Source organism: Streptomyces sp. 6N223, from assembly GCF_052246635.1.
GTDB lineage: Bacteria > Actinomycetota > Actinomycetes > Streptomycetales > Streptomycetaceae > Streptomyces.
Genome location: NZ_JBQQCA010000013.1, coordinates 101,959 through 127,626 on the forward strand (window position 1 = coordinate 101,959; position 25,668 = coordinate 127,626).

Sequence of the window (25,668 nt, forward strand, 5' to 3'; positions counted from 1 at the left end):
CGTCACGCCGAGGGAGCCCATGGTGAATGACGACCAGACGCTCGCCTTTGAGACCGACTGTCATCTGCTCCATGACTGCGGCTACCCCGGGCCCACGCTGTGGTCGTTCGAGTTCGAGCCGATCTTCTCCGTCGGCCCAGTCGACTTCGACAAGCCGATGCTGCTGGCGCTGCTGAGCACCGTCACCATCCTCAGCTTCTTCTGGATCGCCTTCGGCCGCGCGAGGGTCGTGCCCGGCAAGGTCCAGATGGTCGGCGAGGTGCTCTACGACTTCGTGCGGCGCGGCATCGCCCGCGAAGTGATGGGGAAGAAGGGCGAGCCGTACGTGCCGCTGCTGGTCTCCCTCTTCTTCCTCGTCTGGATGCTGAACGTCTGGGCCATCGTGCCCTTCGCGCAGATCCCGGCCAGCTCGATCATCGGCTATCCCATCGCCCTGGCGCTGGTCGTCTGGGTCACGTACATGACCCTCACCTTCAAGACCAACGGCTTCGTCGGTGGCATCAGAAACCTGTGCGTGCCCAGCGGTCTGCCCAAGTGGATCTACTTCCTGCTGACCCCGATCGAGTTCCTGTCGAACGTCTTCATCCGGCCGTTCACCCTCGCCATCCGGCTCTTCGGCAACATGTTCGCCGGGCACGTGCTGATCCTCGTCTTCCTGATCGGCTCCTGGTACACGCTCGGCTCGGTCGTCGGCTCCTTCTTCTCGATCACCTCGCTCACCGTGACGCTGATCCTCACGGCGTTCGAGATGTTCGTGCAGGCGCTGCAGGCCTACGTGTTCGTCGTGCTGACCGCCACCTACATCTCGGGCGCGCTGGAGGAGCCGCACTGACGGCACCGCCCACGGACCGCCCCCGCAGACCGTTCCACCCCCGAAAGACGACCGGTGGCCCGAAACCCACGTCCACCGGCCAACCGAGATAAGGAAACCCACCACCATGCTTGAGACCCTCGCCGCCACCGAAATCATGGGCAACCTCGGTTCCATCGGCTACGGCCTGGCCGCCATCGGCCCCGGCATCGGCGTCGGCTACATCTTCGGTAGCGGTGTGCAGGCCATGGCCCGTCAGCCCGAGGCGACCGGCCTGATCCGGCAGAACATGTTCCTGGGCTTCGCCCTGGTCGAGGCGCTGGCACTGATCGGCTTCGTCGCGCCGTTCGTGTACCCCACCTCCTGACGACAGACCCGCCGACTCGGACGGAAGGAGGCACCCCATGTTCCATCTCGCGGCGGAAGAGCCGCAGAACCCGTTGCTGCCGGAGTGGCCCGAGATCGTCATCGGTCTGCTCTGCCTAGGCATCATCTACCTCTTCTTCCACAAGAAGCTGCTCCCCACGATCAACAAGGCGCTGGAGGAGCGACGGGCCGCCATCGAGGGCGGCATGGAGAAGGCCGAGGCCGCGCAGGCCGAGGCCCGCCAGACGCTGGAGGAGTACAAGGAACGCCTGGCCGAGGCCCGTCACGAGGCGGCACGGCTGCGCGAGGAGGCCCGCGAGCAGGGCGCCGCGCTCATCGCCGAGATGCGCGAGGAGGGCCAGCGGCAGCGGGAGGACATCGTCACCGCCGCCCACGCCCAGATCGAGGCCGAACGCCGCCAGGTCGCCGAGACGCTGCGCCGGGACATCGGCCGGCTCGCCACCGAGCTGGCCGGGCGGCTCGTCGGCGAGTCCCTGGAGGACCACGCCCGGCAGTCCCGCGTGATCGACCGCTTCCTCGACGAGCTTGAGGAGCGGGCCACGGCCGCAGAGGCGGCGCGGTGACGGCCGGCGGCATCGCCAGCCGGGAGGCGCGCGCCGCCGCCCGGGAGCGGCTGAGCGTGCTGGTGGACAGCACCTCCTATCTCGACGTCACCGTGCTCGCCGAGCAGCTCGCAGGCGTCACGGCGTTGCTCGACCGCGAGACCGCGCTGCGCCGGGTGCTGACCGACCCGAGCCAGCCGGGGGAGCCCAAGGCCGAGCTCGTGGGCCGGCTGCTGGGCGACCAGGTCGGCGGCGAGGTGGTGGACCTCGTCTCCGGCATGGTCCGCGCCCGCTGGTCCGCCTCGCGCGACCTGGTGGACGCCGTGGAGGAGCTGGCGGACCTGGCCGACCTCATCGGCGCCGAGCGGGACGGGGTGCTCGACACCGTCGAGGACGAGCTGTTCCGGTTCGGCCGGATCGTCGTCTCCTCGCCCGAGCTGCGCACCACCCTCGCCGGCCGCGTCGCGAGCACCGCCCACCGGGAGGCCAAGGTGGCCCTGGTACGCCGCCTCCTCGGCGGGCGTGCGCAGCCGGTCACCGAGCGGCTCGTCGCCAGACTGGTGGAACGGCCGCGGGGCCGTAGCCTGGAAGGTGGCCTGGAGGATCTGAGCAAGCTGGCCGCCGAGCGCCGCAACCGTTCCGTCGCGGTGGTCACCACGGCGGTGCCGCTCAGCGACACCCAGCAGCGGCGCCTCGGCGCGGCGCTGGCCAGGCTGTACGGCCGGGAGATCCGCCTGAATCTCGACGTGGACCCGAATGTCCTCGGCGGGATCTCGGTGCGGATCGGGGACGAGGTCATCGAGGGCACCGTCGCCGGCCGGCTCGACGCGGTGGACCGGCGGCTCGACTGACGGCCACAACCCAACTCAGAAGACAGTCAGCGGCCCGAGTTGGGCCGTACCCAGACATTACGGTCCCAACAAGGAGAGCAGGGAATCCAGATGGCGGAGCTCACGATCCGGCCGGATGAGATCCGGGACGCGCTGGAGAACTTCGTCCAGACGTACACGCCGGACGCGGCCTCGCGCGAAGAGGTCGGGACGGTCAGCGTTGCCGGCGACGGCATCGCGAAGGTCGAGGGGCTGCCCTCGGCCATGGCGAACGAGCTGCTGGAGTTCGAGGACGGCACCCTCGGCCTCGCCCTCAACCTGGAGGAGCGGGAGATCGGCGTCGTCATCCTCGGCGAGTTCAGCGGCATCGAGGAGGGCCAGTCGGTCAAGCGCACCGGCGAGGTGCTCTCCGTCGGCATCGGCGACGGCTACCTCGGCAGGGTCGTGGACCCGCTGGGCAACGCGATCGACGGCCTCGGCGAGATCGAGACCACCGGCCGCCGCGCGCTGGAGCTCCAGGCCCCCTCGGTGATGCAGCGCAAGTCGGTGCACGAGCCGATGGAGACCGGCTACAAGGCCGTGGACACCATGACCCCGATCGGCCGCGGCCAGCGTCAGCTGATCATCGGCGACCGGCAGACCGGCAAGACCGCCCTCGCGGTGGACACGATCATCAACCAGCGGGACAACTGGCGCTCCGGCGACCCGAGCCGCCAGGTCCGCTGCATCTACGTCGCCGTCGGCCAGAAGGGCTCGACCATCGCCTCGGTGCGCGGTGCCCTCGAGGAGGCCGGCGCCCTGGAGTACACCACCATCGTCGCCGCCCCGGCCTCCGACCCGGCCGGCTACAAGTACATCGCCCCCTACACCGGCTCGGCCATCGGCCAGCACTGGATGTACGACGGCAAGCACGTGCTGATCATCTTCGACGACCTGTCGAAGCAGGCCGAGGCCTACCGCGCCGTGTCGCTGCTGCTGCGCCGCCCGCCGGGCCGCGAGGCCTACCCCGGCGACGTCTTCTACCTCCACTCCCGCCTCCTGGAGCGCTGCGCCAAGCTGTCGGACGACATGGGCGCCGGCTCCATGACCGGCCTGCCGATCATCGAGACCAAGGCCAACGACGTCTCGGCGTACATCCCGACCAACGTGATCTCCATCACCGACGGCCAGTGCTTCCTGGAGTCCGACCTGTTCAACGCCGGCCAGCGCCCGGCGCTGAACGTCGGCCTCTCGGTCTCCCGGGTCGGCGGCGCCGCCCAGCACCGGGCCATCCGGCAGATCACCGGCTCGCTCCGCGTGGACCTGGCGCAGTACCGCGAGCTGGAGGCCTTCGCGGCGTTCGGCTCCGACCTCGACGCGGCGTCCAAGGCGGCCCTGGCGCGCGGCCAGCGCATGGTGGAGCTGCTCAAGCAGGAGCAGTACAGCCCCTTCACCACCGAGAACATCGTGGTCTCGGTCTGGGCCGGCACCAACGGCCTGATGGACGACATCCCGGTCGGCGACGTCCGCCGCTTCGAGCGGGAGCTGCTGGACTACCTCGGCCGCGAGCACAAGGACCTCATGACCGCCATCCGCGAGGGTGGCAAGATGTCCGACGACACCGTCGAGGCCGTGCGCGGCGCGGTCACCAAGTTCAAGCAGCAGTTCGAGACCTCGGACGGCAAGCTGCTGGGCGAGGGCTGATCCATGGGCGCCCAGCTTCGCGTCTACAAGCGCCGCATCAAGTCCGTCACCGCCACCAAGAAGATCACGCGGGCGATGGAGATGATCGCCGCCTCGCGCATCATCAAGGCTCAGCGCAAGGTGGCGGCCTCCACTCCGTACGCCGACGAGCTGACGGCCGCCGTGAGCGCGGTGGCCCAGGGCTCCGAGGTCAAGCACCCCCTCACCACCGAGGCCGACCCCGCCCGACGGGCCGCCGTGCTGGTCGTCACCAGCGACCGCGGCCTGGCCGGCGGGTACTCCGCGAACGCCCTCAAGGCCGGCGAGAACCTCACCGGCGAGCTGATCGCGGAGGGCAAGGAGGTCGACACCTACATCGTGGGCCGCAAGGGCGTGGCGTACTACGCCTTCCGCGAGCGGCCGGTGACCCAGTCCTGGACCGGCTTCACCGACAGCCCGACGTACGCCGACGCCAAGGCGGTGGCGGCGCCGCTGATCGAGGCCATGGAGCGGGACACCGACGAGGGCGGCGTGGACGAGCTTCACATCGCCTACACCGAGTTCGTGTCGATGATGACGCAGACACCGGTGGAGCGGCGGATGCTGCCCCTGACCCTCGCCTCGACCGCCGAGGAGTCCGCCGAGGCCTTCCAGCGTGCCGGTGAGCCGCACGCGCTGTACGACTTCGAGCCCTCTCCGGAACAGGTGCTCGACGCGCTGCTGCCGCGGTACGTCGAGAGCCGCATCTACAACGCCCTGCTCCAGTCCGCCGCCTCCGAGCACGCCGCCCGCCGCCGGGCCATGAAGTCGGCGACGGACAACGCCGAGGAGCTCATCAGGTCGCTCACGCGGCTTGCCAACCAGGCCCGACAGGCCGACATCACCCAGGAAATCAGCGAGATCGTCGGTGGCGCCAACGCTCTGGCCGACGCCACCGCCGGGAGTGAGCGATAACCATGACTACTGCAGCTGAGGCGGCCGGCACCAAGGCCGCAGCCACGGGCCGCGTCGCCCGCGTGATCGGCCCGGTCGTCGACGTGGAGTTCCCCGTCGACACCATGCCCGAGATCTACAACGCGCTGACCGTCGCCATCGCCGACCCGGCCAACCCGGGCCAGACCAAGTCGCTGACGCTGGAGGTCGCGCAGCACCTCGGCGAGGGCCTGGTGCGCACCATCGCGCTGGCCCCCAACGACGGCCTGGTGCGCCAGTCCCCGGTGACCGACACCGGCAAGGGCGTCTCCGTGCCGGTCGGCGACGTGACCAAGGGCCGCGTCTTCAACGTGCTGGGGAACATCCTCAACGAGCCCGAGGCCGAGTCGGAGATCTCCGAGCGGTGGGAGATCCACCGCAAGGCGCCGGACTTCGACCAGCTCGAGTCGAAGACCGAGATGTTCGAGACCGGCCTGAAGGTCATCGACCTGCTCACCCCGTACGTCAAGGGCGGCAAGATCGGCCTGTTCGGCGGCGCGGGCGTGGGCAAGACCGTGCTGATCCAGGAAATGATCATGCGCGTCGCCAAGCTGCACGAGGGCGTCTCCGTCTTCGCGGGCGTCGGCGAGCGCACCCGCGAGGGCAACGACCTGATCGCGGAGATGGACGAGTCGGGCGTGCTGCCGCAGACCGCGCTCGTCTTCGGCCAGATGGACGAGCCGCCGGGCACCCGCCTGCGGGTCGCGCTGGCCGGCCTGACCATGGCGGAGTACTTCCGCGACGTGCAGAAGCAGGACGTGCTGTTCTTCATCGACAACATCTTCCGCTTCACCCAGGCCGGCTCCGAGGTCTCCACGCTGCTGGGCCGCATGCCCTCGGCCGTGGGGTACCAGCCGAACCTCGCCGACGAGATGGGCGTGCTGCAGGAGCGCATCACCTCCACCCGCGGCCACTCCATCACCTCGATGCAGGCCATCTACGTGCCCGCCGACGACCTGACCGACCCGGCGCCGGCCACGACCTTCGCCCACCTGGACGCCACCACGGTGCTCTCGCGGCCCATCTCCGAGAAGGGCATCTACCCGGCGGTGGACCCGCTGGACTCCACCTCCCGCATCCTGGACCCGCGCTACATCTCGCAGGACCACTACGACTGCGCCTCGCGCGTCAAGGGGATCCTGCAGAAGTACAAGGACCTCCAGGACATCATCGCGATCCTCGGCATCGACGAGCTGAGCGAGGAGGACAAGCTCACCGTCCAGCGGGCGCGGCGCATCGAGCGCTTCCTGTCGCAGAACACGCACGCGGCCAAGCAGTTCACCGGCCTGGACGGCTCGGACGTGCCGCTGGACGAGTCGATCTCGGCGTTCAACGCCATCGCGGACGGCGACTTCGACCACTACCCGGAGCAGGCGTTCTTCATGTGCGGCGGCCTCGACGACCTGAAGGCCAAGGCCAAGAAGCTGGGCGTCTCCTGATCGCACGACGCGAGTTGGTGCCGGGGCGGGGAAGTCAACCCCCGTCCCGGCACCGCGCACACGGGAACTATTCTTCGTTGACACGGATGACAGAGATGGGGAGCAACCGTGGCTGAGCTGAACGTGGAGTTGGTCGCCGCCGACCGCAAGGTGTGGGCCGGCAAGGCCAGCCTGGTCCTGGCGCGCACCGCCGCCGGCGACATCGGCATCATGCCCGGCCACCAGCCGCTCCTCAGCGTGCTGCAGTCGGGCCCCGTGACGATCCGGACCGTGGGCGAGGAGGGCGGCGCCGGTGGCACGGTCGTCGCCGCCGTGCACGGTGGGTTCGTCTCGTACACGGACGGTAAGCTGTCGCTGCTCGCGGAGATCGCGGAACTGGCCGACGAGATCGACGTCGAGCGCGCGGAGCGAGCCCTGGAGCAGGCGAAGGCGGATGCGGACGCGGCCGCCGAACGCCGGGCCTCGGTCCGGCTGACTGCTGCGACGGCGGAACGCTGAGGCGCACACTAGGGCATATCAGGGCTTAGCAAACGAGACGGTCGATATCGGGAAACTCCGGCGGGGTACACCGGGACACGCACCACGAGGCACAAGGCGAGGAGGTCGGTCGATATGGTCCTCGCACTGCTCGTGGCTGGTGCGGTGCTCGCGCTCGCCGCGCTGGGCCTGCTCGTCTTCGCCGTGCGGCGGCGGCTGATCCAGCGCTTGGGCGGCACCTTCGACTGCAGCGCCCGCTTCACCGCGCCGCGCGCCGGGCAGTCCCCCGGCAAGGGCTGGCTCTTCGGCGTGGCCCGCTACAACGGCGACAACGTGGAGTGGTTCCGGGTCTTCTCCTACGCCCCGCGCCCGCGGCGCACGCTGCGGCGGGACCTCATCCAGGTGCGGGAGCGGCGGCGACCGCAGGGGGACGAGGAGCTGGCGCTGCTGCCGGGGGCGCTGGTCCTGAACTGCCGGCACGAGGGGCAGGACGTGGAGCTGGCGATGAGCGAGGACGCGCTCACGGGCTTCCTGGCGTGGCTGGAGGCCGCGCCCCCCGGCCAGCGCGTCAACGTGGCCTAGCGGGGGCGGGGCGCCGGGCTAGGTGCCCCCGGCCTTCAGCTCCTGGGCCAGCACCGCCGCCTGGACGCGGCTGCGCAGCCCGAGCTTGTGCAGCATCCTGCTGACGTGCGTCTTCACCGTCGCCTCCGCCATGTTCAGCCGCGCGGCGATCTCCGCGTTGGACAGCCCCGCGCCGACCTCGGCCAGCACCTGGCGCTCGCGCGGGGTGAGGGCCGCCACCCGCGCCGGGTCCGGCGTTGGGCTGGGCTCCGTGGGGGAGGAGCGGACGAACGCCGAGATGAGGCGGCGGGTCACGGCGGGGGCGATCAGGCCGTCGCCCGCCGCCACGGTGCGGACCGCGCCGAGGAGGGCGGCGGCGTCGCTGTCCTTCAGCAGGAATCCGGCCGCCCCGGCCCGCAGCGCGCCGAAGACGTACTCGTCGAAGTCGAAGGTGGTCAGCACCAGCACGTCCGCCAGGCCCTCGCCCGCGATGAGGCGGGTCGCGGAGATCCCGTCGAGCCGGGGCATCTGCACGTCCATCAGCACCAGCCCCGGCCGCAGCTCGCGCGCGAGCCGCACCGCCTCCTCGCCGTCGGCCGCCTCGCCGACCACCTCGATGTCCGGCGCGCTGCGCAGGATGAGCACCAGGCCCTGCCGCACCGCGGCCTGGTCCTCGGCCACCACGACCCGGATCGTCTCCGCCGTCACGTCCGCGACACCCCCGCCACCGGCAGCTCGGCCCGCACCCGCCACACCGGGGCGCCGTCCGGGCCGTCCGCCACCCCGGCGGCGAAGGAGCCCCGGAGCAGCTCCACGCGCTCCCGCATCCCGACGAGGCCGGCCCCGGAGCCGGGCGCGCGGGCGGCGGCGCGGTGGTCGTACGGGCTGGTGACGGTCACGACGAGGCTCCTCTTATCCTGGCGCAGGTCGACGGCGACCTCGCCGGGCGCGGCGTGCTTCACGGCGTTGGTCAGCGACTCCTGCACGATGCGGTACGCGGCCAGCTCGACCGGGGCGGGCGGGCGGGACCGCCCGTCGCGGTGGTCGCGGCGGGTGAAGCGGAGCTGGCCGGAGGCGCCGGAGCGCTCGGCGCGGACGAGCAGCGCCTCCACGCCGTCCAGGCTCGGGGTCGCCTCCACCTTCTCCTGGCCGCCCTCGGCACCGGAGTCGCGCAGCAGGCCGATCAGGCGGCGCATCTCGGCCAGGCCCTGGGTGCTGTTCTCGCGGATGACGCCGAGCGCGGTGCGGGCGGCGCCCGGCTCGTCGAGGGACAGCGCGGCGGTGGAGTGGATGGCGATGGCGGAGAGGTGGCCCGCCACCAGGTCGTGCAGCTCGCGCGCCATGCGGGCGCGCTCGGCGTTCACCGCCTGGACGCGGTCCCTCTCGGCCAGCAGCGCGGTCTGCTCCGCGCGCAGCCGCTCGGCCGCGGCGGCCTCGCGGTGGTCGCGGATCATCATCGCGGTCCAGGCCGGGCTGGCCAGCCCGGCGGCGAGGGCCGCGCCGATCATCAGCGCCGCGGGCTGCCGCCACACGGCGATGGCCAGCAGGGTCGCCACCACGGTGACCCACGTGCTGGCCCGCAGCACCACCTGGGAGGAGCGGGCGGAGCCGTAGAGCACGGCCGCGTAGACCAGGTCGGTGTACATGACCACGACGGCGAGCAGCCCGCCCGTCAGGCTGTCGGCGAGGAGGGCGGCCAGGCCCGGCAGCAGTACCCAGGGCTGGGCGGTGCGGCGCAGCAACTCGGCGCCGCACATCGCGAGCAGCCCGACGAGCATCAGGGGGCTGGAGTCGGCGTACGTGAAGACGTGCAGGTCGAAGGCGATGCCGACCAGGCCGCCGGTGAGGCCCGCCGCCGCGATCCAGACGTCGTGGCGGTGTGGTCGGGGCAGGCGGGGCATGGGTCCATCTCAGCACGCCGGGGCATGCGGCGGCACCATCGGACGGCGTACATCGAACGATGCAGCCCGGCGGGCGGGAATCGTCGCCCGCGACGACGCCGGGCGGCCGTTCGGCGGCGAGCCTTGAGGGCGTGATCGTCGTACTCATCGTCGCCGCCGAGTTCGCCTTCTGGGCGGTGCTGGCCGCCGGCCTCGCCGTCCGCTATCTGCTGCGGATGCGCCGCACCAGCGCGGCGCTGCTGCTGGGCGTCCCGCTGATCGACGCGCTGCTGCTGACGGCGACGGCCGTGGACCTGACCAGGGGCGAGGAGCCGACGTTCGCGCACGGCCTGGCCGCGCTGTACCTGGGGTTCACGATCGCCTACGGCCACTCCGTGATCGCCTGGGCGGACCGGCACGTGGCGTACCGCTTCGGCGGCGGGCCGAAGCCGGCGGCCGTCACGCTGTACGGCATGGAGCGGGCGCGGGAGGAGTGGCGTGTCTGGTCGAGGACGCTGATCGCCGTGGTGATCTCGCTGGTGGTGCTCGAGTGCCTGATCTGGGCGACGGAGAACGCCGGGGACGCCGACGGCGGCGTGGATCCGCTGCGCGCGTCGGAGGGGGCGGCGCTGCGGGTGCTCGGCATCCACGGCATCGTGGCGCTGGCGTACACAATCTGGCCGAAGCGGGCCCCCGCCGACGCGGGGAGCTAGCCCGCGAGCCGCACCTGCCGGGGCGCGCGCCCCGGCACGGCGCTGGCGGCTGTGGTCCTGGGCGGATGCCGCCGGACTTGCTGGCCCGGCACCGCGTCCTGCCGGATACGCCACCCGCCTCGCGGCTGGCGCGGCCTGGCCCTGTCCTGTCCGGCCCCCCTGGGGTGGGTGGGCGGGGAACATCACCCCCGAGCGGCCGTCAGCGGTTCTCGCCGGGGGTCCAGAGGATGTCGTCGACGCCAGCGGAGCGGTTCGCCGTGCGGGCGAGGATGAACAGCAGGTCGGAGAGGCGGTTGAGGTACGTCGCGGTGAGGCGGTTCATCGTCTCGCCGTGGGCGTCGAGCGCCGCCCAGGTGCTGCGCTCCGCGCGGCGGACCACCGTGCACGCCTGGTGCAGCAGGGCCGCGCCGGGCGTGCCGCCGGGGAGGATGAAGCTGCGCAGCTTCGGCAGCTCCTCCAGGAAGCGGTCGCAGTCGGCCTCCAGCCGGTCGACGTACCCCTGCTCGACGCGCAGCGGCGGCACCTCGGGGTGCTCCACCACCGGGGTGCACAGGTCGGCGCCGACGTCGAAGAGGTCGTTCTGCACGCGGATCAGGACCGCCCTGACCTCCTCGGGCAGCTCGCCGAGGGCCAGCGCCGTCCCGATGGCGGCGTTGGCCTCGTTGGCGTCCGCGTACGCCGCGATGCGCGGGTCGGTCTTGGCTGTGCGGCTGAAGTCGCCCAGCGCCGTCGTGCCGTCGTCTCCGGTCCTCGTGTAGATCCGGGTGAGCCTCACCATGGCACGAGCCTACTGCGCCACCCTTAAGCCCCGGCCTTGCGGAAGAGCCGGGTGCCGATGGTGAGCGACACGGTGGCCAGCGCCGCGGCCACCAGCGCGCCGAGCGCGAGGTCGCCGCTGCCGTAGTCGCCGACGACGGCGGCCCGGACGGCGTCCACGATGTAGCGGAACGGCACGAAGTGCGAGATGACGTCCAGCCAGGCGGGGGCGAGGGCCATCGGCAGCAGGATGCCGGACAGCAGCATGGCGGGCAGGTTGATGGAGTTGATGACGGGCGCGAACTCCTGGATGGTCTCGACGCGCATGGCGAAGGCGTAGGAGAGCGAGGCCAGCGATATGCCGAGCACGCCCACGAAGAGGAAGGCGATCACCACGCCGAGGACGGAGGTGCGCAGCCCGAAGGCGACGCCGAGCAGCACCAGGACCAGGGACTGCACCAGCAGCTGGGTGGCGTCGCGCAGCACGCGGCCCAGCAGCAGCGCCAGACGGCTGACCGGCGTCACGCGCATGCGTTCGATGATGCCGAGCTGCTTCTCCATGATGATGCCGAAGCCGGCGAAGGCGGAGCTGAAGAGGCTGAGCTGGACGAGCAGGCCGGGGACGAGGGTCTGCCAGGAGTCGCCCTCGCCGCCGAGGCGGACGTCCTCCAGGAGCGGGCCGAAGAAGATGAGGAAGAGCGTGGGCTGGAGCAGGCCGAAGATGAGGCCGATGCGGGAGCGCAGCGTCTGCCGGATGTAGCGGCCGAAGATCAGGCCGGTGTCCGAGAGCAGGGCGGCGCGGACTTGCGCGGGGGAAGTCGCTGACATGGCGGGGTCGGGTCCTCTGGGTCTCGCACGGGTCGGTGGGTCGGCCGGGCGGCGGGTCGGCCGGTCGTCAGACGGCGACGGGGGCCTGGTCGTCCTTCTTGGGGCCGCGGCCTGTGATGGCGATGAAGGTGTCCTGGAGGGTGGCGTCCGGCGAGCCGCCGTAGCGCGCCTTGAGCTCCTCGGAGGTGCCCTCGGCCACGATCCGGCCGCCGTCGACGATGATCAGCCGGTCGGCGAGGGCGTCGGCCTCGTCCAGGTAGTGGGTGGTGAGGAAGACGGTGGTGCCGCTCTCGGCGCGGATGCGGCGGACGAGGTCCCACACGTCGGCGCGGCTGCCCGGGTCGAGGCCGGTGGTGGGCTCGTCCAGGAAGAGGATTCGCGGCCGGTGGGTGAGGGCCATGGCGATGTCCAGCCGCCGCCGCTGGCCGCCGGAGAGCTGGGAGCACTTGCGGTCCAGCAGGTCGGTCAGGTCCAGGTCCTTGGCCAGCTCCTCGGTGCGGGCGATCGCCTCGGCCTTCGGCAGCCGGTACATGCGGGCCTGGAGGGTCAGCTCGGCGCGCACGGTCTCCTCGGGGGCGACGCCGCCGGACTGGGCGACGTAGCCGATGGCCGTGCGCACGGCCGTGGGCTCGCGGGCCAGGTCGTACCCGGCGACGGTGGCGGTGCCCCGGCTGGGGGCGAGGAGGGTGGTGAGCATCCGCAGGGTGGTCGACTTGCCGGCGCCGTTCGGCCCGAGGAAGCCGAGCATCTCCCCGGCGTCGACGCTCATGTCGATGCCGCGCACGGCCTCCACGGTCCCGCGCTTGGTCGTGAAGGTGCGGGCCAGGTCGTGGGTGGTCAGGATCGGGGTCGCAGCCATGTCAGCAAGAAAAACAGAGCGAACCAAAAAATGCAATGCCACCAAGTTTTAAGCTTGGCCAAGGATCGCTACCATGACGGCATGGCGGGCCTCAGGGAGCGGAAGAAGCAGCAGACCAGGCAGCAGATCTCCGACATCGCGACCAGGCTGTTCATGGAGCGCGGCTTCGTGACGGTGACCGTCGCCGAGATCGCGGATGCGGCGGACGTCTCGGTCAACACGGTCTACAACTACTTCCCGACCAAGGAGGACCTCTTCTTCGACCGCGAGGAGGAGATCGTCGAACGCCCCGCCACGCGCGTCCGCGAGCGCGGGCCCGGCGTTTCGGCGGCCGAGGCGATCCTGGAGGGCCTGCGGCGGGACGTGGCGGAGCGCAGCCCGTGGATCGGGCTGGGCGGCGGCTGGCACCGCTTCATGCGCGTGGTCCAGGAATCGCCGACCCTCAGGTCCCGGCTGCTGGGCATGCACCACCGGATGCACGACCGGCTCGCCGAGACGCTGCGCGAGGAGACCGGCGCCGAGCCCGGCGACCACACCCCGGAGCTGGTCGCCGTGCAGCTCACCGTGCTCCCGGGCATCGTCCACCGCACCGTGGGGCGCGCGACCGACCAGGGCATGTCCACCGACGCCCTCGTCGAGCTGCTGCTGGAGAAGCTCGACGCCGCCCAGGCCCTCATGAGCGAGACGGTGCTGAACTACGCCCGCAAGCCCGGGGCGTGAGTCGCGTCTCTTCCCGCCCCAACGCGGCCCCGGGGCGACTAAGGTGTCGCGCCCGGAAGTCTTTCGGGAACTTCGCGAACACAGCCTCGGATCAAGGGAGATCGATCGTGGCCAGGAAGCTTGCCGTCATCGGCGCCGGACTGATGGGATCGGGCATCGCCCAGGTCTCCGCCGTCGCGGGGTGGGAGGTGGTGCTGCGCGACATCACCGACGAGGCGCTGAGCCGGGCGCGGGACGCCGTGGGCGCCTCGCTGGGCAAGTTCGTGGCCAAGGGCAAGCTGGCCGAGGAGCAGGCCGAGGCGGCGCTGGCCCGCATCACCACCACCACCGAGCTGGAGGCCGCCGCCGAGGCGGACATCGTCGTCGAGGCGGTCTTCGAGCAGGAGGACGTCAAGCGGGACCTCTTCCGCAAGCTGGACGCCATCGCCAAGGACGGCGCGGTGCTCGCCTCCAACACCTCCGCCATCCCGATCACCAAGCTCGCCGCGGCCACCAGCCGCCCCGAGCACGTGGTGGGCACCCACTTCTTCTCGCCGGTCCCGATGATGGCCCTGTGCGAGCTGGTCAGGGGCACGAAGACCAGCGACGAAACGCTCGCCGCCGCCCGGGAGTTCGCCGAGTCCGCCGGCAAGACCTGCGTGGTGGTCGAGCGCGATGTCGCCGGGTTCATCACCACCCGGCTCATCTCGGCTCTCGTCATGGAGGCGGTGCGGCTGCACGAGTCGGGCGTGGCCAGCGCCGAGGACATCGACGCCGCCTGCCGGCTCGGCTTCGGCCACACCATGGGGCCGCTGGCGACGGCCGACCTCACCGGCGTCGACGTCATCATGCGCGCCACGGAGAACATCTACGCCGAGACGAGGGACGAGAAGTTCTCCGCACCCGAGCTGATGCGCCGGATGGTGGAGGCCGGGGACCTGGGCCGCAAGAGCGGCCGGGGCTTCTACGCCTACTGACCGCCCGTGCGCGTCACCCGCACGGGTGACTTAGGTATCGGTTCGGGCACGGACAGCAACCGCCCCCATCCCGGACCAGTCAGCTGTAGCAGTCGTCTCCTCCGTTCTCGTCTCTTCCCTTCTCACCCTTTCTCACCGTTGTTCTCACTGTCGGAGCGCATATGCACATCACGGGCGACCACGAGGAACTGGTCGTCGTCGGCGGGCGTCTGGACGTGCGCAGCGCCGCGGACGCGCGGCTGGCGCTGCACCGCGCCGTGGACGCGGGGGAGGGGGACCTGGTGCTGGACCTCAGAGGGCTGGACTCCTGGGACGCCACCGGGCTCGGGGTCATCATGGCAACGCACCGCCGCGCGGGCCGCTGCGGCCGCCGGCTGGTGCTGCGCGACGTGCCGCCCCGCATGCGCCGCGTCCTGGTCGCGACGCGACTGCACCGCATCCTCACCATCGCTCCCTGAACGCCCCAAAACGCCCCCTCGCCCTGCGGGTGGGGCGTAGCGGTAGCGTTGGCGCGTCAGGCGGCGTGGGCCGCACCGATTCGCAACGCACCTGCAAGGGACTCCGGACGCCTCACGATGGACGCCAACCACTCGGCCGCCGCCGTTGAACTGGTCGCGGGTGACTTCCTGCTGACCGTCAACCCCGTGGACGGCTGCGAGATCGTGTCCTGTCCTCCCGGCCGGCGCCCCCTCACCCCCCGCCGCCCCCGACAGGACCGGCCGCAAGCAGCCGCCGACCGCGCGCACACTCCCCCAGCCTTCGGCCGGGGGGACCCCCATCTCGCTTCGCTCGCGCCGCCGCTGCTGGAGCGCGAGGAGGAACGCGACCGGCTCTCCCGACTGCTCGCGCGCGGGCGTTCGGTCCGCCTCACCGGCGCGCCCGGCTCCGGCCGCACCGCGCTGCTGGACGCCGTCGCCGAGGACTGCGCGGCCCTCGCGCCCGACGGCGTGATACGCCTCAGCGGCCACCGCCGCACCGTCGAGGACCTGCTGCACGAGCTGTACGCGGTCGTCCACCACACCCGCCTCTACCGGCCCGGACGCCCCGAACTCACCGCCGCGCTGCGGGAGATCGGGGCGGTCGTGGTCCTGGACGACGTCGAGTTCGGCGGTGCCGGGCTCGACGGCCTGCTCGACGCGACGCCCGAGTGCGCCTTCCTGATCTCCGCTCACCCCGGCGTTCCCGCCCCCGCGGGCGGCTCGCGCCTGGAGGAGGTCTTCCTCACCGGCATCAGCCGCACCGCCCACCGGAACCTGACGGAGCTCACCGCCGGGCGCCCGCTGGGCGATGCCGAGGCCGACTGGGCCGCCGCGCTGTGGCTCGCCGCCGAGGGCGCGCCGTTGCGCGCCGTGCAGGCCGGCACCCTGCTGCGGCTGCGCGACGGCGGCGCGGGTGAGGGGCCGCTTCCCGAGGCGGCGGGGCTGGCGGCGGGCCTGGCGCTGGCGTTGCCGGACAGGGCGCGGGAGATCCTGCGGCTGGCGGTCGCGCTCGGCGGCGAGCTGCCCGGTCCCGCCCACCTCGCCGCGCTCACCGGCGACCCGCAGGCCACGGCCGCCCGTGCCGAGCTGCTCGGCAGCGGGCTGCTCACCGTGACCGGGAGCCGGCACCGCCTCTCCGCGGCGTCCGCCGCCGACCTCGTCGCCTCCGGGTTCGCCGACGCCGCCCCGGCCCGGGCCCTCGCCGCCGCCCAGCACTTCGCCGGCTGGCTGTCGGAGCCCGCCGCCACCGCCGAGCGCGCCGCCGCCGAGACCGAGGTGCTGCTGGCTGTCGCGCAGGCCGCGCAGCGCGGCGGCCACCCGCACGCCGTGGCCGAGCTGGCGCGCGCGGCCGCGCCGCTGCTCGCCGTCGCGCTGCGGTGGAGTGCGTGGGAGCGGATGCTGCGCAGCGGCGGGGAGTCGGCGCGCACGGTCGGGGACGTGGCCAGGCAGGCGTACTTCCACCACGAGCTGGGCGTGCTGGCCATCTGTCAGGGGCGGCTGGACCGGGCGCGGGCGGAGCTGGAGGCGTCGACGGCGTTGCGCGGGGTGCTGGCGGACGCCAGCGGCGCGACGGCGGGGCGGCGCGCGCTGACGCTGGTGGAGGACCTGAGCCGCCCGCCGCGCCCGCCCGCGCTGCCGCCGGCCGAGAGGACCATGCGACTGGCTCTGCCACCCGCCGCACCCGCCGCACCGGCCGCGCCCGCCGCAGCGGCGGCCTCGGCGGCGGGCGCGGCGGCCCCGGTGCCGCCGGAACCGGCAGGCCCGGCCGGCGGGTTGGAGCCGACGGGACCGGTCGGCCCGGCGGGCATGGCGGGACCGGTCGGACCCGCCATGCCGCACGAGCCCGGCGGGCCCACGACCCGGCAGGTGCCGGTGCCCGCCGGCTCGGAGGACGCCACCCAGACGCTGCCCCGGCACCAGATCGCCCACCACGCCGCCGGCACCACGCGGCGTAACCTCGCGGCGACCGCCGCCGGGGCGCTGCTGGCGGCCGTGCTCGCGACCGTCGTGGGGCTCGGCGTCACCTCGGACGGCGAGGACACCCCCGTCAACGACGACCGGGCCGACCCCACCTTCGCCGACCCCGACACCGGCCCGGACCCCGATCCGACCACCCCCGGGGAGGGCCCCACCGAACCCACGGACGACCCGTCCTCCTCCGAGCCCACCAAGTCGCCCGAGGAGTCGGCCGCCACCTCGGACCCGGCCGCCGGGCCCACCACCCCGGCCAGCCCGACCGAGCCGACCTCGGAGCCCAGCAGCCCCACCGGGCAGCCCACCGAGTCCGGCAGCGGCGGCGTCAGCCCGACGCCCAGCGAGCCGGACCCGACGACGAGCGACCCGAGGCCCACCCCCTCGGAGACGGAGACCGAGCCGGATCCGACGCCGACGGAGACCGAGACGGAGGACCCCTCGCCCTCGCCGACCGAGACGGAGAGCGAGACGGAGACGGAGACGGAGACGGAGACCAGCAGCGCCAGCGCCCCGGAAGCCTCGGAAGCGATGACCGCGTAGACGCCCGGGGATGGCCTGCGGCCCAGCGCCCGCCCGCACCATGGACGGCACGTCGGCGGCTGGGTCCAGCGTGGGCTGTTGGTCGTTCTCCAGCCGCCGCATTCTTCCGGCCCTCGAACGCCCGGACAGGGCCTGGAACTAGAAGAGGCGGAGCTTGTCGTCGTCCGTGCCGCGCAGCGCCTCGTAGTCCAGGGTGACGCAGCGGATGCCCCGGTCCGTGGCGAGGGTGCGCGCCTGCGGCTTGATCTCCTGGGCGGCGAACACCCCGCGCACCGGGGTGAGGAGCGGATCCCGGTTCAGCAACTCCAGGTAGCGGCTGAGCTGTTCGACGCCGTCGATCTCGCCGCGCCGCTTGATCTCCACCGCGACGGTGACGCCCTCGGCGTCGCGCCCGAGGATGTCCACCGGTCCGATGGCCGTGGGGTACTCGCGCCGGATCAGGGTCCAGCCCTCGCCCAGGGTGTCCATGCGGTCGGCCAGCAGCTCCTGGAGGTGCGCCTCGACGCCGTCCTTGATGAGGCCGGGATCGACGCCGAGCTCGTGGCTGGAGTCGTGGAGGATCTCCTCCATGGTGATGATGAGGCGCTCCCCGCCCTTGTTCTCCACCGTCCACGAGCCGTCGCCCTCCTTCAGGACGCACGGCGGGGACATCCAGTTGAGGGGCTTGTAGGCGCGGTCGTCGGCGTGGATGGAGACGGAGCCGTCCGCCTTGACGAGGATCAGCCGCGGCGCGGGCGGCAGATGGGCGGTGAGCCGTCCGACGTAGTCCACGGAGCAGCGGGCGATGACGAGGCGCATGGGCGTAAGCCTAGGGGGCGGGGAGCGGGGTGTTCTCCCCGCCCGCCCGCACCTCGTGGCTCCGCACCGGACCCCCTCTGCCGCCCACGCCCCGGCACCCCGCCCGGGGTTGCCGGGATGGGTGGGCGCCATGGGTGCATGCCCTCCCCGGGGGTGGGCGTCCGCCGCTACGCCGTCGGCGCCGGGGCCCGCTCGACCGCGTGCCCGGCGGGCCGCGCCTCCGGTGCGGGCTCGTGCTCGTGCCCGTGCCCGTCGCCCGCCAGCGTCGTCTCGTCGAACGGCAGCCTCCCGGACAGCACCTCGTCCATCCGTTCGCGGTCGACCTCCCTGGTCCAGGTGCCGATGACCAGCGTGGCCACCGAGTTGCCCGCGAAGTTGGTCAGCGCCCGCGCCTCGCTCATGAAGCGGTCGATGCCGACGATCAGACCCACGCCGTCCAGCAGCTCGGGGCGGTGCGACTGCAGGCCGCTGGAGAGGATCGCCAGGCCGGACCCCGTGACGCCCGCCGCGCCCTTCGACGCGATGATCATGAAGCCCAGCAGCGCGAGCTGCTCCCCGATCGACAGCGGGTCGCCCATCGCCTCCGCGATGAACAGCGAGGCCATGGTCAGGTAGATCGCGGTGCCGTCCAGGTTGAAGGAGTAGCCCGTGGGCACCGTGATGCCGACGACCGGCTTGCTGACGCCCAGGTGCTCCATCTTGCCGATGAGCCGCGGCAGCGCCGACTCCGACGACGAGGTCGACAGGATCAGCAGGAACTCCCGGCCCAGGTAGCGGAAGAGGGAGAGGATGTTCACTCCCGCGACCACCCGCAGCAGCGTGCCCAGGATGACGAAGACGAAGAGCACACAGGTGATGTAGAAGCCGATCATGATGACCGCCAGCGAGCGCAGCGCGTCCATGCCGGTCTCGCCGACCACCGCCGCGATGGCGCCGAAGGCGCCCACCGGCGCGGCCCACATGATCATCCCCAGCACCCGGAAGACCAGCCGCTGGATGTGCCCCACGCCGCGCAGCACCGGCTCGCCCGCGCCGCCCATCGCCTGGAGCGCGAAGCCGACCAGCAGCGCGACCAGCAGCGTCTGGAGCACCTCGCCCTCGGTGAACGCCGAGACCAGCGTGGTGGGGACGATGCCCAGCAGGAACTCGGTCGTGGACTCGCTGGCCTCCGCGGCCTGCTCCGCTCCCACGCCGCGCGTCTCCTCGGTCAGGTGCAGCCCGGAGCCCGGGTCCAGGACGTTGCCCACCAGCAGGCCGATGGCGAGCGCGACGGTGGACATCGCCAGGAAGTAGCCGAGGGCCATGCCGCCCACCGTGCCGACCTTGGCGGCCTTCCGGACCGAGCCGATGCCGAGCACGATCGTGCAGAAGATGATCGGCGAGATCATCATCTTGATCAGGTTCACGAAGCCCTCGCCGAGCGGCTTCAGCTCCACGGCCGCGTCGGGGGCGGCGAACCCCAGCGTGATGCCCGCGGCCACGGCGGCGATCACGGCGATGTACAGGTAGTGCGTCCGATCCCGCTTGCGCCGCGGGCCCGCGTTCGGGTTGGGTGGTGTCGTCGTCGATGAGCTGGTCGCCACGGCTCGCTCCTCGTCCTCGTGGAGTCCTCGTCGGGCTGAATATCCACGAGCCTGTGACCGGGGTCACGGTTGCGTTCATTTCGTTCGCGAAAGCCGTGCACACTGTCGTCATGCGAATGCCACGCCCCCGTAGCCTGGCGGGCCAGCTCTTCGCCGTGCAGGCGGCGCTGGTCGCCCTGGCCGTCGCCGGGTGCGCGGTCTTCGCGTACGCCGCCGACCGCGCCCAGGCCGAGGACGCGGCGCGGCACGAGGTGACCGCCTCGGCGGAGGCGATCGCCGACTCCCCGTTCGTGCTCGAGGCGGTGCGCTCGCCCGACCCCTCGGCGCTGCTCCAGCCGTACGCCGAGGAGGTGCGCCGCGACACCGGCATCACCTTCGTGACGATCATGGACACGGACGGCACCCGCTGGACCCACCCCGACCCGGCGCGGATCGGCGGCACCTTCATCGGCCACACCGGCCCGGCCCTGGCGGGCGAGACCTTCACCGAGACCTACACCGGGACCCTCGGCCCCTCGGTGCGCGCCGTGGTGCCCGTCCACCGGGCGGACGGCGAGATCGTCGCCCTCGTCAGCACGGGCCTCGGCGTGGACGCGATCGGCGACCGGCTCGCCCGCCAGGTGGCCGGCCTGCTGGTGGTGGCCTTCGCCGCGCTGGCGCTGGGCGGCGTGGGCAGCTACGCCCTGCAGCGCCGCCTGCGCCGCCACACGCGGGGCATGAACGCCGTGGAGCTGAGCCAGATGCTCGACTACCACGAGGCCACGCTGCACGCGGTGCGCGAGGGCCTGCTGCTGCTCGACGACCGGCACCGCGTCGCCCTGATCAACGACGCCGCCCGCGAGCTGCTCGCCCTCGCGGCCGTTCCCGGCGGCCCGGTCGGCCGCGGCATCGGCGGGCTCGGCCTGCCCGAACCGCTGACCGAGACGCTGCGGGCCGACGGCCCCCGGGTGGACGAGGTGCACCTGACCGCCGAGCGGATCCTCGTGGTCAGCACCTCCCCGGTCGCCACCGGCTCCCGCCGCGGCACGGTGGTGACGCTGCGCGACCACACCGACCTGCGGGCGCTGGCCGGGGAGCTGGACTCGGCGCGCGGCTTCGCCGAGGCGCTGCGCTCCCAGGCGCACGAGGCGGCCAACCGGCTGCACGCCGTGGTCTCCCTCATCGAGCTCGGCCGGGCCGAGGAGGCGGTGGAGTTCGCCACCGCCGAGCTGGAGCTGGCCCAGGCGCTCACCGACCGCGTGGTCGGCTCGGTGAGCGAGCCGGTGCTGGCGGCGCTGCTGCTCGGCAAGGCGGCGCAGGCGGCCGAACGCGGCGTCGAGCTGGTCCTGGACCCCGACAGCAGCATCGACGACGGCGTGCTGCCGCCCTCGCTGCCCACCCGCGACCTGGTGACCATCCTCGGCAACCTCATCGACAACGCCGTGGACGCCGCCGTCGAGGCCGCCCTCGGTGACGGGCCTGCGGGCGCGGCTGCCGGGTCCGGGACGCCGCTGGTGACCGTGGTGGCGCGCGCCGCCGACGGCGAGCTGCTGCTGGCCGTCAGCGACACCGGCGCGGGCCTGTCCCCCGAGGCGGCGGCAGCGGCGTTCCGCAGGGGCGTCTCCACCAAGGGCGAGGGCCGGGGGCTCGGCCTCGCCCTGGTGAACCAGGCCGTGTGCCGCAACGGCGGCACCATCGGGGTGGACGCCGCCTCCGCGCAAACCCCCGGCGGCGCCCGGTTCACCGTCCGGCTGCCGCTGCCCGCGGAGGTGCCGGCGTGACCCGCCCCCAGGACCCGGAGCCCGGCGCGGGCGCGGGCGCGGGCCCGCGCCCGCAGCGGCGCCCGCGGCGGCGCCCGGCGGCGCCGCCGATCCGGGTGCTCGTCGTCGAGGACGAGCCGCTGGCCGCCCAGGCCCACCGGGCGTACGTCGAGCGCGTGCCCGGCTTCACGGCCGTCGGCACCGCGCACTCCGGCGCCGAGGCCCGGCGGCTGCTGGCGCGCACCCCCGTCGACCTGCTGCTGCTCGACCTCTACCTGCCCGACGGGCACGGCCTGGCGCTGCTGCGCTCGCTGCGGGCCGCCGGCCACGCCCTGGACGTGATCGCCGTGACCTCCGCCCGCGACCTCGCCGTGGTCAGGGAGGGCGTCTCCCTCGGCGTGGTGCAGTACGTGCTCAAGCCATTTGCCTTCGGCACATTGCGCGACCGGCTGGTTCGTTACGCCGCCTTCCGGGCGTCCGTCGGCGAGGCCAGCGGTCAGGAGGAGGTGGACCGGGCGCTCGCGGCGCTGCGGGCGCCCCAGGCGGCCGCGCTCCCCAAGGGGATGAGCGGCCCGACGCTCACGGCGGTCACCGAGGCGCTGCGGGGCGCGGAGGACGGCCTGACGGCCAGTGAGGCGGCCGGCGCGGTGGGTATCTCCCGCATCACCGCCCGGCGTTACCTGGAGCACCTGGTGAGCACCGGCCGGGCCGTCCGCAGCCCCCGCTACGGAAACGTGGGGCGCCCCGAGCTGTGCTACCGCTGGCTGACCCAGCCCGGCTGAGGGCGGGCGCAGGCTGGCCGACCAGGCCCGGTGACGGGGCGCGAGGGGCGCGCGAGCGGCTGCGGAATGGCCGGGATTGGTGGGATTTGACAGTGGCCAGTTATGTGCCCATTCCACTGACATGCCAGCCCGGCGAGCCCTAACGTTGGGCCGGGGCACGCCGTCCGGGCTTCACCCGGAGGTCACGAGGGGGGACGCGGTGAGCGATGGCGGCGGGGTCCTGACACGTCCCGTCCGCCCGATCCCGTCAGGGGTCGTGAGAGGAGAATTCCATGTCGCTCGACGTCTCACCGGTGCTGATTGAGCAGGCCGAGCGAGGCGAGGTCGATGAAGCGGAGTTCATCGACTGCGTCCGAAACTCTCTGCCCTATGCCTGGGACATGATCAGCTCCCTGGTTGCCCGGTTGCAGGTGGACGGTGGTGAGTTCGCCGACAACACCACGCCGCCGCCGGACGAGCAGGCGCGCGGCCAGTTGCTGCGAGCCCTCGCCAGCGACGCCATCAAGGGGGCGCTGCAGCGCCACTTCGGGGTGCGTCTGGCGTTCCAGAACTGCCACCGGGTGGCCGTCTTCCCGCTCGACCACTCGGCCGACGAGACGCTCACGCGGTTCACGTCCGTGCGGGCACAGCTGCTCAACCAGTCGCCTGAGCTGCGCGACTGCTGAAAGGTTCAGCCTCGCAACGCCTCCGGCGATCGCGGCGGCCGGGCCGGCTCGCTCGGCCCGCTCCGCCCGCCCGGCTCGCCGGAGGCCGGCCCGCCGGCCGACGCCACTCCTCGCCCCGTGCGCCCGGAGCCCTCCGCGCGCCGGGCGAGGAGCGGCAGCACCTCCCCGCCGAGCCGCCGCACGTTCCGCTCCGTGGCGGCCAGTTCGCCCGAGCCCTCGACCAGCAGCGCGAAGCGGCTGATCCCGGTGCGCCGCGCCGTCCGCACCAGCCGCTCGGCGCACAGCTCCGGATCGCCCACCGGGTGCAGCTCGCACAGCAGCTCCGTGTACGCCAGCGGGTCGCGCATCGGCCGCGGCCGGTCATCCAGCGTCCGGTGCGCCGCCAGCCCCTGCCGCAGCCAGCCGGGCAGCGCGTCGCGCAGCGTCTGCACCGCCTCCGAGTGGCTGTCGGCGACCTGCGCCACCCCCGCCGACACGTGCTGCCGCTCCGCCGCCGCGATGGCCGCCTCGTCGAGCCCGGCCTCCTCGGCCGCCAGCCGCCACAGCGTCACCATCCCGGCCTTCTCCTCGTCGCCGATGTGCATCCCCAGCAGCATCGGCAGCCCCCGGCTCCCGGCCAGCCGCACCGTGCCCGGCGAGGTGCAGGCCACCAGCACCTCGGGGCCGCCGGGCCCGGGCGCCGGCACCACCGGCACCTCGCGGAAGCGGTAACGCCCGCCGTCCGCCGACACGCTGGGCTCGCGCAGCCAGCGCAGCAGCAGGTCGAGCGACTCGGGGAAGCCGCGTTCGAACGCATCCCGGCCGCCGCCGAACACCTCCAGGTCGACCCACGGGCCGCCGCGCCCCACGCCGAGGCTGAACCGCCCGCCGGACAGCAGGTGCAGCAGCGCGGCCTGCTCGCCCAGCGCCACCGGGTGCGAGGTCGACAGCACGCTGATCGCCGTGCCCACCCGGATCCGCCGGGTGCGGCCCAGCAGCACGCCGGCGAACGTCGCCGCCGAGGGGCAGACCCCGTACGGCACGAAGTGGTGCTCGGCCAGCCAGACGGCGTCGAGACCCGCCTCCTCGGCCACCTCGGCGGAGAGCGCGGCCCGGTGCAGCGCCTCCTCGGCGGACTGCCCCGGATACTGCCCGGCGAGCACGAACGCCCCCACCCTTAACGCCTCCCGCATCGCGCTCGCCCCTTCCCGTTCGACGCCGAACCCGGCCTGGCACGTGGCATGTTGCACTGGCATTAACGGCTGACACGTGCCAAAGGCACGGCCCGGAGGCAGATTCTTCCGATGATCACGAGGAATCGTGAGGTCCCTGGCGGTGCGTAAGCTTGGGGCACCCCAGGAACAAGCCCCACGTACAGCTCCGAGGTGTCCCGTGTCCCCGCGTCGAAACCAGCCACGCGGCCAGCGAAAGCAGCAGCCGCCCGCGGAGGACGCCCCCCGCTACGGCCTGGAGCACACCGAGGAGTGGCGCGGCGAGGAGTGGGTGGTGCGCGGCATGGGCGCGGGCGCCGCGGCCAAGCGCTACCGCTGCCCCGGCTGCGACCAGGAGATCCCGCCCGGCGTGCCGCACGTCGTGGCCTGGCCCCGCCTCGGGGACATCGGCGAGCGCAGGCACTGGCACCGCGCCTGCTGGAACGCCCGCGACCGCCGCAGCGCCCGCCCGCCGCGCCCCCGCAGGCCCGGCTGACCGGCCGGGCCTGCGGCAGGGACGTGCTGTCAGGCGTCGGCGGTGCTGAACCTGGCGTAGGCGGCGATGAGCGCGGCGACGGTGACCCCGGCCAGCAGGCCGAGCAGCGGCCAGCCGGTGGCGTCGTCCCCGCCCTCCATCGGGATGCGGTAGAGCGAGGCCAGGCCGTTGAGCGGCGAGTACTCGATGAGCTTCTCGCGGACGGTCTGGAGGCTGTCGCCCATCATGAACAACGCCATGATCAGCGGCAGCAGCACGACGCCGACCATGGTGGTGATGGTCCCCGCGGAGTGCCGCAGCAGCCCGCCGATCGCGAGGCTCAGCAGCCCGAGCAGCGACACGTACAGCGCCGCGCCCACGGTCGCGCCGAGCCAGTGGCCGCTCTTCGCGATCACGTAGCCGGTCTCCGGGTCGACCGAGTCCTTCATCAGGTCCGGGTCGGCGAACTGGTCCACCGGCATGTCGCCCAGGACGGAGGACAGGATCAGGCTGCTGAGCGCGCAGGCCGCCAGCGTCATGGCGAAGGCGAGCAGGAAGAACACGAGCGCCTTGGCAAGCAGCACGCGGCCGCGCTGCGGGCAGGCGGTGAGCGTGGTGCGGATCATGCTCGTGCCGTACTCGGAGGTGATCACCAGCCCGCCGAGCGTGATGATGCACAGCTGACCCAGCATCAGGCCGAAGAAGCCGCCCGCCAGCAGCGGCACACCCAGTTCGTCCTCGCCGCTGAGCGGGATCGCGAGCAGCAGGCTGACGCCGACGGTGAGCACGAACATCAGCACGAGCGTCCACACGGTGGAGCGCACGGTGCGGATCTTGGTCCACTCCGAGGCGATGGCGTGCCCGAGGTGGGTGCGGCGGACGGGGATGGGGGAGGCGTAGCCGCCCTGGAGGGCGGCGGGGTGGGGCGTCGTCGGCCTCCAGGACGTGGCGAAGAAGCGGTCCAAGGGCTTCTCGCTCGGCATGGGGCAGCGGCTGGGCATCGCGGCGGCGATGCTGGGCGACCCGCAGGTGCTGCTCTTCGACGAGCCG

At 72.8% G+C, this 25,668-nt stretch carries 27 protein-coding genes and 1 pseudogene; 19 read left to right on the plus strand and 9 right to left on the minus strand.

Translation table 11 applies throughout. From position 1 onward, the window contains the following. Window positions 1-19 precede the first annotated feature (19 nt). From atpB to ACTWQH_RS11300, 9 genes are all read left to right on the plus strand, one after another. Window positions 20-832 (plus strand): F0F1 ATP synthase subunit A, encoded by an 813-nt coding sequence (atpB, locus tag ACTWQH_RS11260; RefSeq protein ID WP_443286296.1) that lies wholly within the window; start codon window positions 20-22, stop codon window positions 830-832. A 106-nt stretch (window positions 833-938) separates the two neighbouring features. Further along, entirely contained in the window at window positions 939-1,178 is a 240-nt protein-coding gene (atpE, locus tag ACTWQH_RS11265; protein WP_443286297.1) for an ATP synthase F0 subunit C, read from the plus strand. A 37-nt stretch (window positions 1,179-1,215) separates the two neighbouring features. Beyond that, entirely contained in the window at window positions 1,216-1,761 is a 546-nt protein-coding gene (locus tag ACTWQH_RS11270; RefSeq protein WP_443286298.1) for a F0F1 ATP synthase subunit B, read from the plus strand. Beyond that, window positions 1,758-2,591, plus strand: a complete 834-nt coding sequence (locus ACTWQH_RS11275; RefSeq protein ID WP_443286299.1) for a F0F1 ATP synthase subunit delta — start codon at window positions 1,758-1,760, stop codon at window positions 2,589-2,591. Before ACTWQH_RS11270 ends, ACTWQH_RS11275 begins: the two co-directional genes overlap by 4 nt. Window positions 2,592-2,681: 90 nt before the next feature. Continuing rightward, window positions 2,682-4,253 carry a F0F1 ATP synthase subunit alpha gene (gene atpA / locus ACTWQH_RS11280; protein ID WP_443286300.1) on the plus strand — a complete coding sequence of 524 codons (1,572 nt, stop codon included), beginning with the start codon at window positions 2,682-2,684 and terminating at the stop codon, window positions 4,251-4,253. A gap of 3 nt (window positions 4,254-4,256) precedes the next feature. After that, on the plus strand, window positions 4,257-5,186 hold the full coding sequence (locus ACTWQH_RS11285) for a F0F1 ATP synthase subunit gamma (RefSeq protein ID WP_443286301.1): 930 nt from the start codon (window positions 4,257-4,259) through the stop codon (window positions 5,184-5,186). 2 nt (window positions 5,187-5,188) lie between these two features. Beyond that, a complete protein-coding gene (gene atpD, locus ACTWQH_RS11290) occupies window positions 5,189-6,643 on the plus strand; it encodes a F0F1 ATP synthase subunit beta (RefSeq protein ID WP_443286302.1) in 1,455 nt (484 codons plus the stop codon). Window positions 6,644-6,751: 108 nt separating this feature from the next. Beyond that, the gene (locus ACTWQH_RS11295; RefSeq protein ID WP_443286303.1) at window positions 6,752-7,141 is read left to right on the plus strand and encodes a F0F1 ATP synthase subunit epsilon; all 390 of its coding nucleotides are present in this window, start codon (window positions 6,752-6,754) and stop codon (window positions 7,139-7,141) included. A 114-nt stretch (window positions 7,142-7,255) separates the two neighbouring features. Then, window positions 7,256-7,702, plus strand: a complete 447-nt coding sequence (locus ACTWQH_RS11300) for a DUF2550 domain-containing protein (RefSeq protein ID WP_443286304.1) — start codon at window positions 7,256-7,258, stop codon at window positions 7,700-7,702. Window positions 7,703-7,720: 18 nt separating this feature from the next. On the opposite strand, the gene ACTWQH_RS11305 is transcribed toward ACTWQH_RS11300, so the two are convergent. Then, a complete protein-coding gene (locus ACTWQH_RS11305) occupies window positions 7,721-8,389 on the minus strand; it encodes a response regulator (RefSeq protein WP_443286305.1) in 669 nt (222 codons plus the stop codon). Next, on the minus strand, window positions 8,386-9,582 hold the full coding sequence (locus ACTWQH_RS11310) for a sensor histidine kinase (RefSeq protein WP_443286306.1): 1,197 nt from the start codon (window positions 9,580-9,582) through the stop codon (window positions 8,386-8,388). Before ACTWQH_RS11310 ends, ACTWQH_RS11305 begins: the two co-directional genes overlap by 4 nt. Window positions 9,583-9,713: 131 nt before the next feature. Here ACTWQH_RS11310 and ACTWQH_RS11315 point away from each other — a divergent pair, with 131 nt between their 5' ends. Continuing rightward, window positions 9,714-10,274 (plus strand): hypothetical protein, encoded by a 561-nt coding sequence (locus ACTWQH_RS11315; protein ID WP_443286307.1) that lies wholly within the window; start codon window positions 9,714-9,716, stop codon window positions 10,272-10,274. A 199-nt stretch (window positions 10,275-10,473) separates the two neighbouring features. Here the strand turns inward: ACTWQH_RS11315 and ACTWQH_RS11320 are convergent, their stop codons facing one another. From ACTWQH_RS11320 to ACTWQH_RS11330, 3 genes are all read right to left on the minus strand, one after another. Continuing rightward, window positions 10,474-11,052 carry a cob(I)yrinic acid a,c-diamide adenosyltransferase gene (locus ACTWQH_RS11320; RefSeq protein ID WP_443286308.1) on the minus strand — a complete coding sequence of 193 codons (579 nt, stop codon included), beginning with the start codon at window positions 11,050-11,052 and terminating at the stop codon, window positions 10,474-10,476. Window positions 11,053-11,075: 23 nt separating this feature from the next. Next, window positions 11,076-11,858 carry an ABC transporter permease gene (locus ACTWQH_RS11325; protein ID WP_443286309.1) on the minus strand — a complete coding sequence of 261 codons (783 nt, stop codon included), beginning with the start codon at window positions 11,856-11,858 and terminating at the stop codon, window positions 11,076-11,078. 67 nt (window positions 11,859-11,925) lie between these two features. Then, window positions 11,926-12,717 carry an ABC transporter ATP-binding protein gene (locus tag ACTWQH_RS11330; protein ID WP_443286310.1) on the minus strand — a complete coding sequence of 264 codons (792 nt, stop codon included), beginning with the start codon at window positions 12,715-12,717 and terminating at the stop codon, window positions 11,926-11,928. 81 nt (window positions 12,718-12,798) lie between these two features. Here ACTWQH_RS11330 and ACTWQH_RS11335 point away from each other — a divergent pair, with 81 nt between their 5' ends. The 4 genes from ACTWQH_RS11335 to ACTWQH_RS11350 all read left to right on the plus strand — a co-directional run bounded on the left by ACTWQH_RS11335 (window position 12,799) and on the right by ACTWQH_RS11350 (window position 17,386). Beyond that, entirely contained in the window at window positions 12,799-13,437 is a 639-nt protein-coding gene (locus ACTWQH_RS11335) for a TetR/AcrR family transcriptional regulator (RefSeq protein WP_443286311.1), read from the plus strand. Between the two features lie 107 nt (window positions 13,438-13,544). Continuing rightward, the gene (locus tag ACTWQH_RS11340; RefSeq protein WP_443286312.1) at window positions 13,545-14,393 is read left to right on the plus strand and encodes a 3-hydroxyacyl-CoA dehydrogenase family protein; all 849 of its coding nucleotides are present in this window, start codon (window positions 13,545-13,547) and stop codon (window positions 14,391-14,393) included. A 161-nt stretch (window positions 14,394-14,554) separates the two neighbouring features. After that, a complete protein-coding gene (locus tag ACTWQH_RS11345; protein WP_443286313.1) occupies window positions 14,555-14,851 on the plus strand; it encodes an STAS domain-containing protein in 297 nt (98 codons plus the stop codon). Window positions 14,852-14,968: 117 nt separating this feature from the next. Beyond that, window positions 14,969-17,386 carry an ATP-binding protein gene (locus ACTWQH_RS11350; protein ID WP_443286314.1) on the plus strand — a complete coding sequence of 806 codons (2,418 nt, stop codon included), beginning with the start codon at window positions 14,969-14,971 and terminating at the stop codon, window positions 17,384-17,386. Between the two features lie 138 nt (window positions 17,387-17,524). On the opposite strand, the gene nucS is transcribed toward ACTWQH_RS11350, so the two are convergent. Both nucS and ACTWQH_RS11360 read right to left on the minus strand, forming a co-directional pair. Further along, window positions 17,525-18,184 carry an endonuclease NucS gene (nucS, locus tag ACTWQH_RS11355; protein ID WP_443286315.1) on the minus strand — a complete coding sequence of 220 codons (660 nt, stop codon included), beginning with the start codon at window positions 18,182-18,184 and terminating at the stop codon, window positions 17,525-17,527. Between the two features lie 167 nt (window positions 18,185-18,351). Beyond that, on the minus strand, window positions 18,352-19,767 hold the full coding sequence (locus tag ACTWQH_RS11360; protein WP_443286316.1) for a cation:dicarboxylate symporter family transporter: 1,416 nt from the start codon (window positions 19,765-19,767) through the stop codon (window positions 18,352-18,354). A 110-nt stretch (window positions 19,768-19,877) separates the two neighbouring features. Here ACTWQH_RS11360 and ACTWQH_RS11365 point away from each other — a divergent pair, with 110 nt between their 5' ends. The 3 genes from ACTWQH_RS11365 (at window position 19,878) to ACTWQH_RS11375 (ending at window position 22,953) form a co-directional block, all read left to right on the plus strand. After that, window positions 19,878-21,527, plus strand: coding sequence for an ATP-binding protein (locus ACTWQH_RS11365; protein ID WP_443286317.1), 1,650 nt, complete (start codon window positions 19,878-19,880; stop codon window positions 21,525-21,527). 89 nt (window positions 21,528-21,616) lie between these two features. Next, complete coding sequence (locus ACTWQH_RS11370) at window positions 21,617-22,288, plus strand: response regulator (protein ID WP_443286324.1); 672 nt, start codon at window positions 21,617-21,619, stop codon at window positions 22,286-22,288. A 272-nt stretch (window positions 22,289-22,560) separates the two neighbouring features. Next, window positions 22,561-22,953 carry an SCO5389 family protein gene (locus ACTWQH_RS11375; protein ID WP_443286318.1) on the plus strand — a complete coding sequence of 131 codons (393 nt, stop codon included), beginning with the start codon at window positions 22,561-22,563 and terminating at the stop codon, window positions 22,951-22,953. Window positions 22,954-22,958: 5 nt separating this feature from the next. Here the strand turns inward: ACTWQH_RS11375 and ACTWQH_RS11380 are convergent, their stop codons facing one another. After that, the gene (locus ACTWQH_RS11380; RefSeq protein WP_443286325.1) at window positions 22,959-24,125 is read right to left on the minus strand and encodes an LLM class flavin-dependent oxidoreductase; all 1,167 of its coding nucleotides are present in this window, start codon (window positions 24,123-24,125) and stop codon (window positions 22,959-22,961) included. 199 nt (window positions 24,126-24,324) lie between these two features. On the opposite strand from ACTWQH_RS11380, the gene ACTWQH_RS11385 reads away from it, so the two are divergent. Continuing rightward, window positions 24,325-24,639, plus strand: coding sequence for an ATP/GTP-binding protein (locus tag ACTWQH_RS11385; protein ID WP_443286319.1), 315 nt, complete (start codon window positions 24,325-24,327; stop codon window positions 24,637-24,639). Window positions 24,640-24,668: 29 nt separating this feature from the next. On the opposite strand, the gene ACTWQH_RS11390 is transcribed toward ACTWQH_RS11385, so the two are convergent. Then, window positions 24,669-25,601 (minus strand): ABC transporter permease, encoded by a 933-nt coding sequence (locus ACTWQH_RS11390; protein ID WP_443286320.1) that lies wholly within the window; start codon window positions 25,599-25,601, stop codon window positions 24,669-24,671. On the opposite strand from ACTWQH_RS11390, the pseudogene ACTWQH_RS11395 reads away from it, so the two are divergent. Further along, window positions 25,543-25,668 (plus strand): annotated as a pseudogene (locus tag ACTWQH_RS11395) (ATP-binding cassette domain-containing protein); the annotation flags it as partial. The gene ACTWQH_RS11390 and the pseudogene ACTWQH_RS11395 sit on opposite strands and share 59 nt — an antisense overlap.

Excerpts from the sequence above, each read along its gene's own strand:
- atpB (WP_443286296.1), top strand. The coding sequence starts at position 20 with ATGGTGAATGACGACCAGACGCTCGCCTTTGAGACCGACTGTCATCTG.
- atpE (WP_443286297.1), top strand. The coding sequence starts at position 939 with ATGCTTGAGACCCTCGCCGCCACCGAAATCATGGGCAACCTCGGTTCC.
- ACTWQH_RS11270 (WP_443286298.1), top strand. The coding sequence starts at position 1,216 with ATGTTCCATCTCGCGGCGGAAGAGCCGCAGAACCCGTTGCTGCCGGAG.
- atpA (WP_443286300.1), top strand. The coding sequence starts at position 2,682 with ATGGCGGAGCTCACGATCCGGCCGGATGAGATCCGGGACGCGCTGGAG.
- ACTWQH_RS11285 (WP_443286301.1), top strand. The coding sequence starts at position 4,257 with ATGGGCGCCCAGCTTCGCGTCTACAAGCGCCGCATCAAGTCCGTCACC.
- atpD (WP_443286302.1), top strand. The coding sequence starts at position 5,189 with ATGACTACTGCAGCTGAGGCGGCCGGCACCAAGGCCGCAGCCACGGGC.
- ACTWQH_RS11300 (WP_443286304.1), top strand. The coding sequence starts at position 7,256 with ATGGTCCTCGCACTGCTCGTGGCTGGTGCGGTGCTCGCGCTCGCCGCG.
- ACTWQH_RS11310 (WP_443286306.1), bottom strand. The coding sequence starts at position 9,582 with ATGCCCCGCCTGCCCCGACCACACCGCCACGACGTCTGGATCGCGGCG.
- ACTWQH_RS11320 (WP_443286308.1), bottom strand. The coding sequence starts at position 11,052 with ATGGTGAGGCTCACCCGGATCTACACGAGGACCGGAGACGACGGCACG.
- ACTWQH_RS11325 (WP_443286309.1), bottom strand. The coding sequence starts at position 11,858 with ATGTCAGCGACTTCCCCCGCGCAAGTCCGCGCCGCCCTGCTCTCGGAC.
- ACTWQH_RS11330 (WP_443286310.1), bottom strand. The coding sequence starts at position 12,717 with ATGGCTGCGACCCCGATCCTGACCACCCACGACCTGGCCCGCACCTTC.
- ACTWQH_RS11335 (WP_443286311.1), top strand. The coding sequence starts at position 12,799 with ATGGCGGGCCTCAGGGAGCGGAAGAAGCAGCAGACCAGGCAGCAGATC.
- ACTWQH_RS11345 (WP_443286313.1), top strand. The coding sequence starts at position 14,555 with ATGCACATCACGGGCGACCACGAGGAACTGGTCGTCGTCGGCGGGCGT.
- ACTWQH_RS11350 (WP_443286314.1), top strand. The coding sequence starts at position 14,969 with ATGGACGCCAACCACTCGGCCGCCGCCGTTGAACTGGTCGCGGGTGAC.
- nucS (WP_443286315.1), bottom strand. The coding sequence starts at position 18,184 with ATGCGCCTCGTCATCGCCCGCTGCTCCGTGGACTACGTCGGACGGCTC.
- ACTWQH_RS11365 (WP_443286317.1), top strand. The coding sequence starts at position 19,878 with ATGCGAATGCCACGCCCCCGTAGCCTGGCGGGCCAGCTCTTCGCCGTG.
- ACTWQH_RS11375 (WP_443286318.1), top strand. The coding sequence starts at position 22,561 with ATGTCGCTCGACGTCTCACCGGTGCTGATTGAGCAGGCCGAGCGAGGC.
- ACTWQH_RS11380 (WP_443286325.1), bottom strand. The coding sequence starts at position 24,125 with ATGCGGGAGGCGTTAAGGGTGGGGGCGTTCGTGCTCGCCGGGCAGTAT.
- ACTWQH_RS11390 (WP_443286320.1), bottom strand. The coding sequence starts at position 25,601 with ATGCCGAGCGAGAAGCCCTTGGACCGCTTCTTCGCCACGTCCTGGAGG.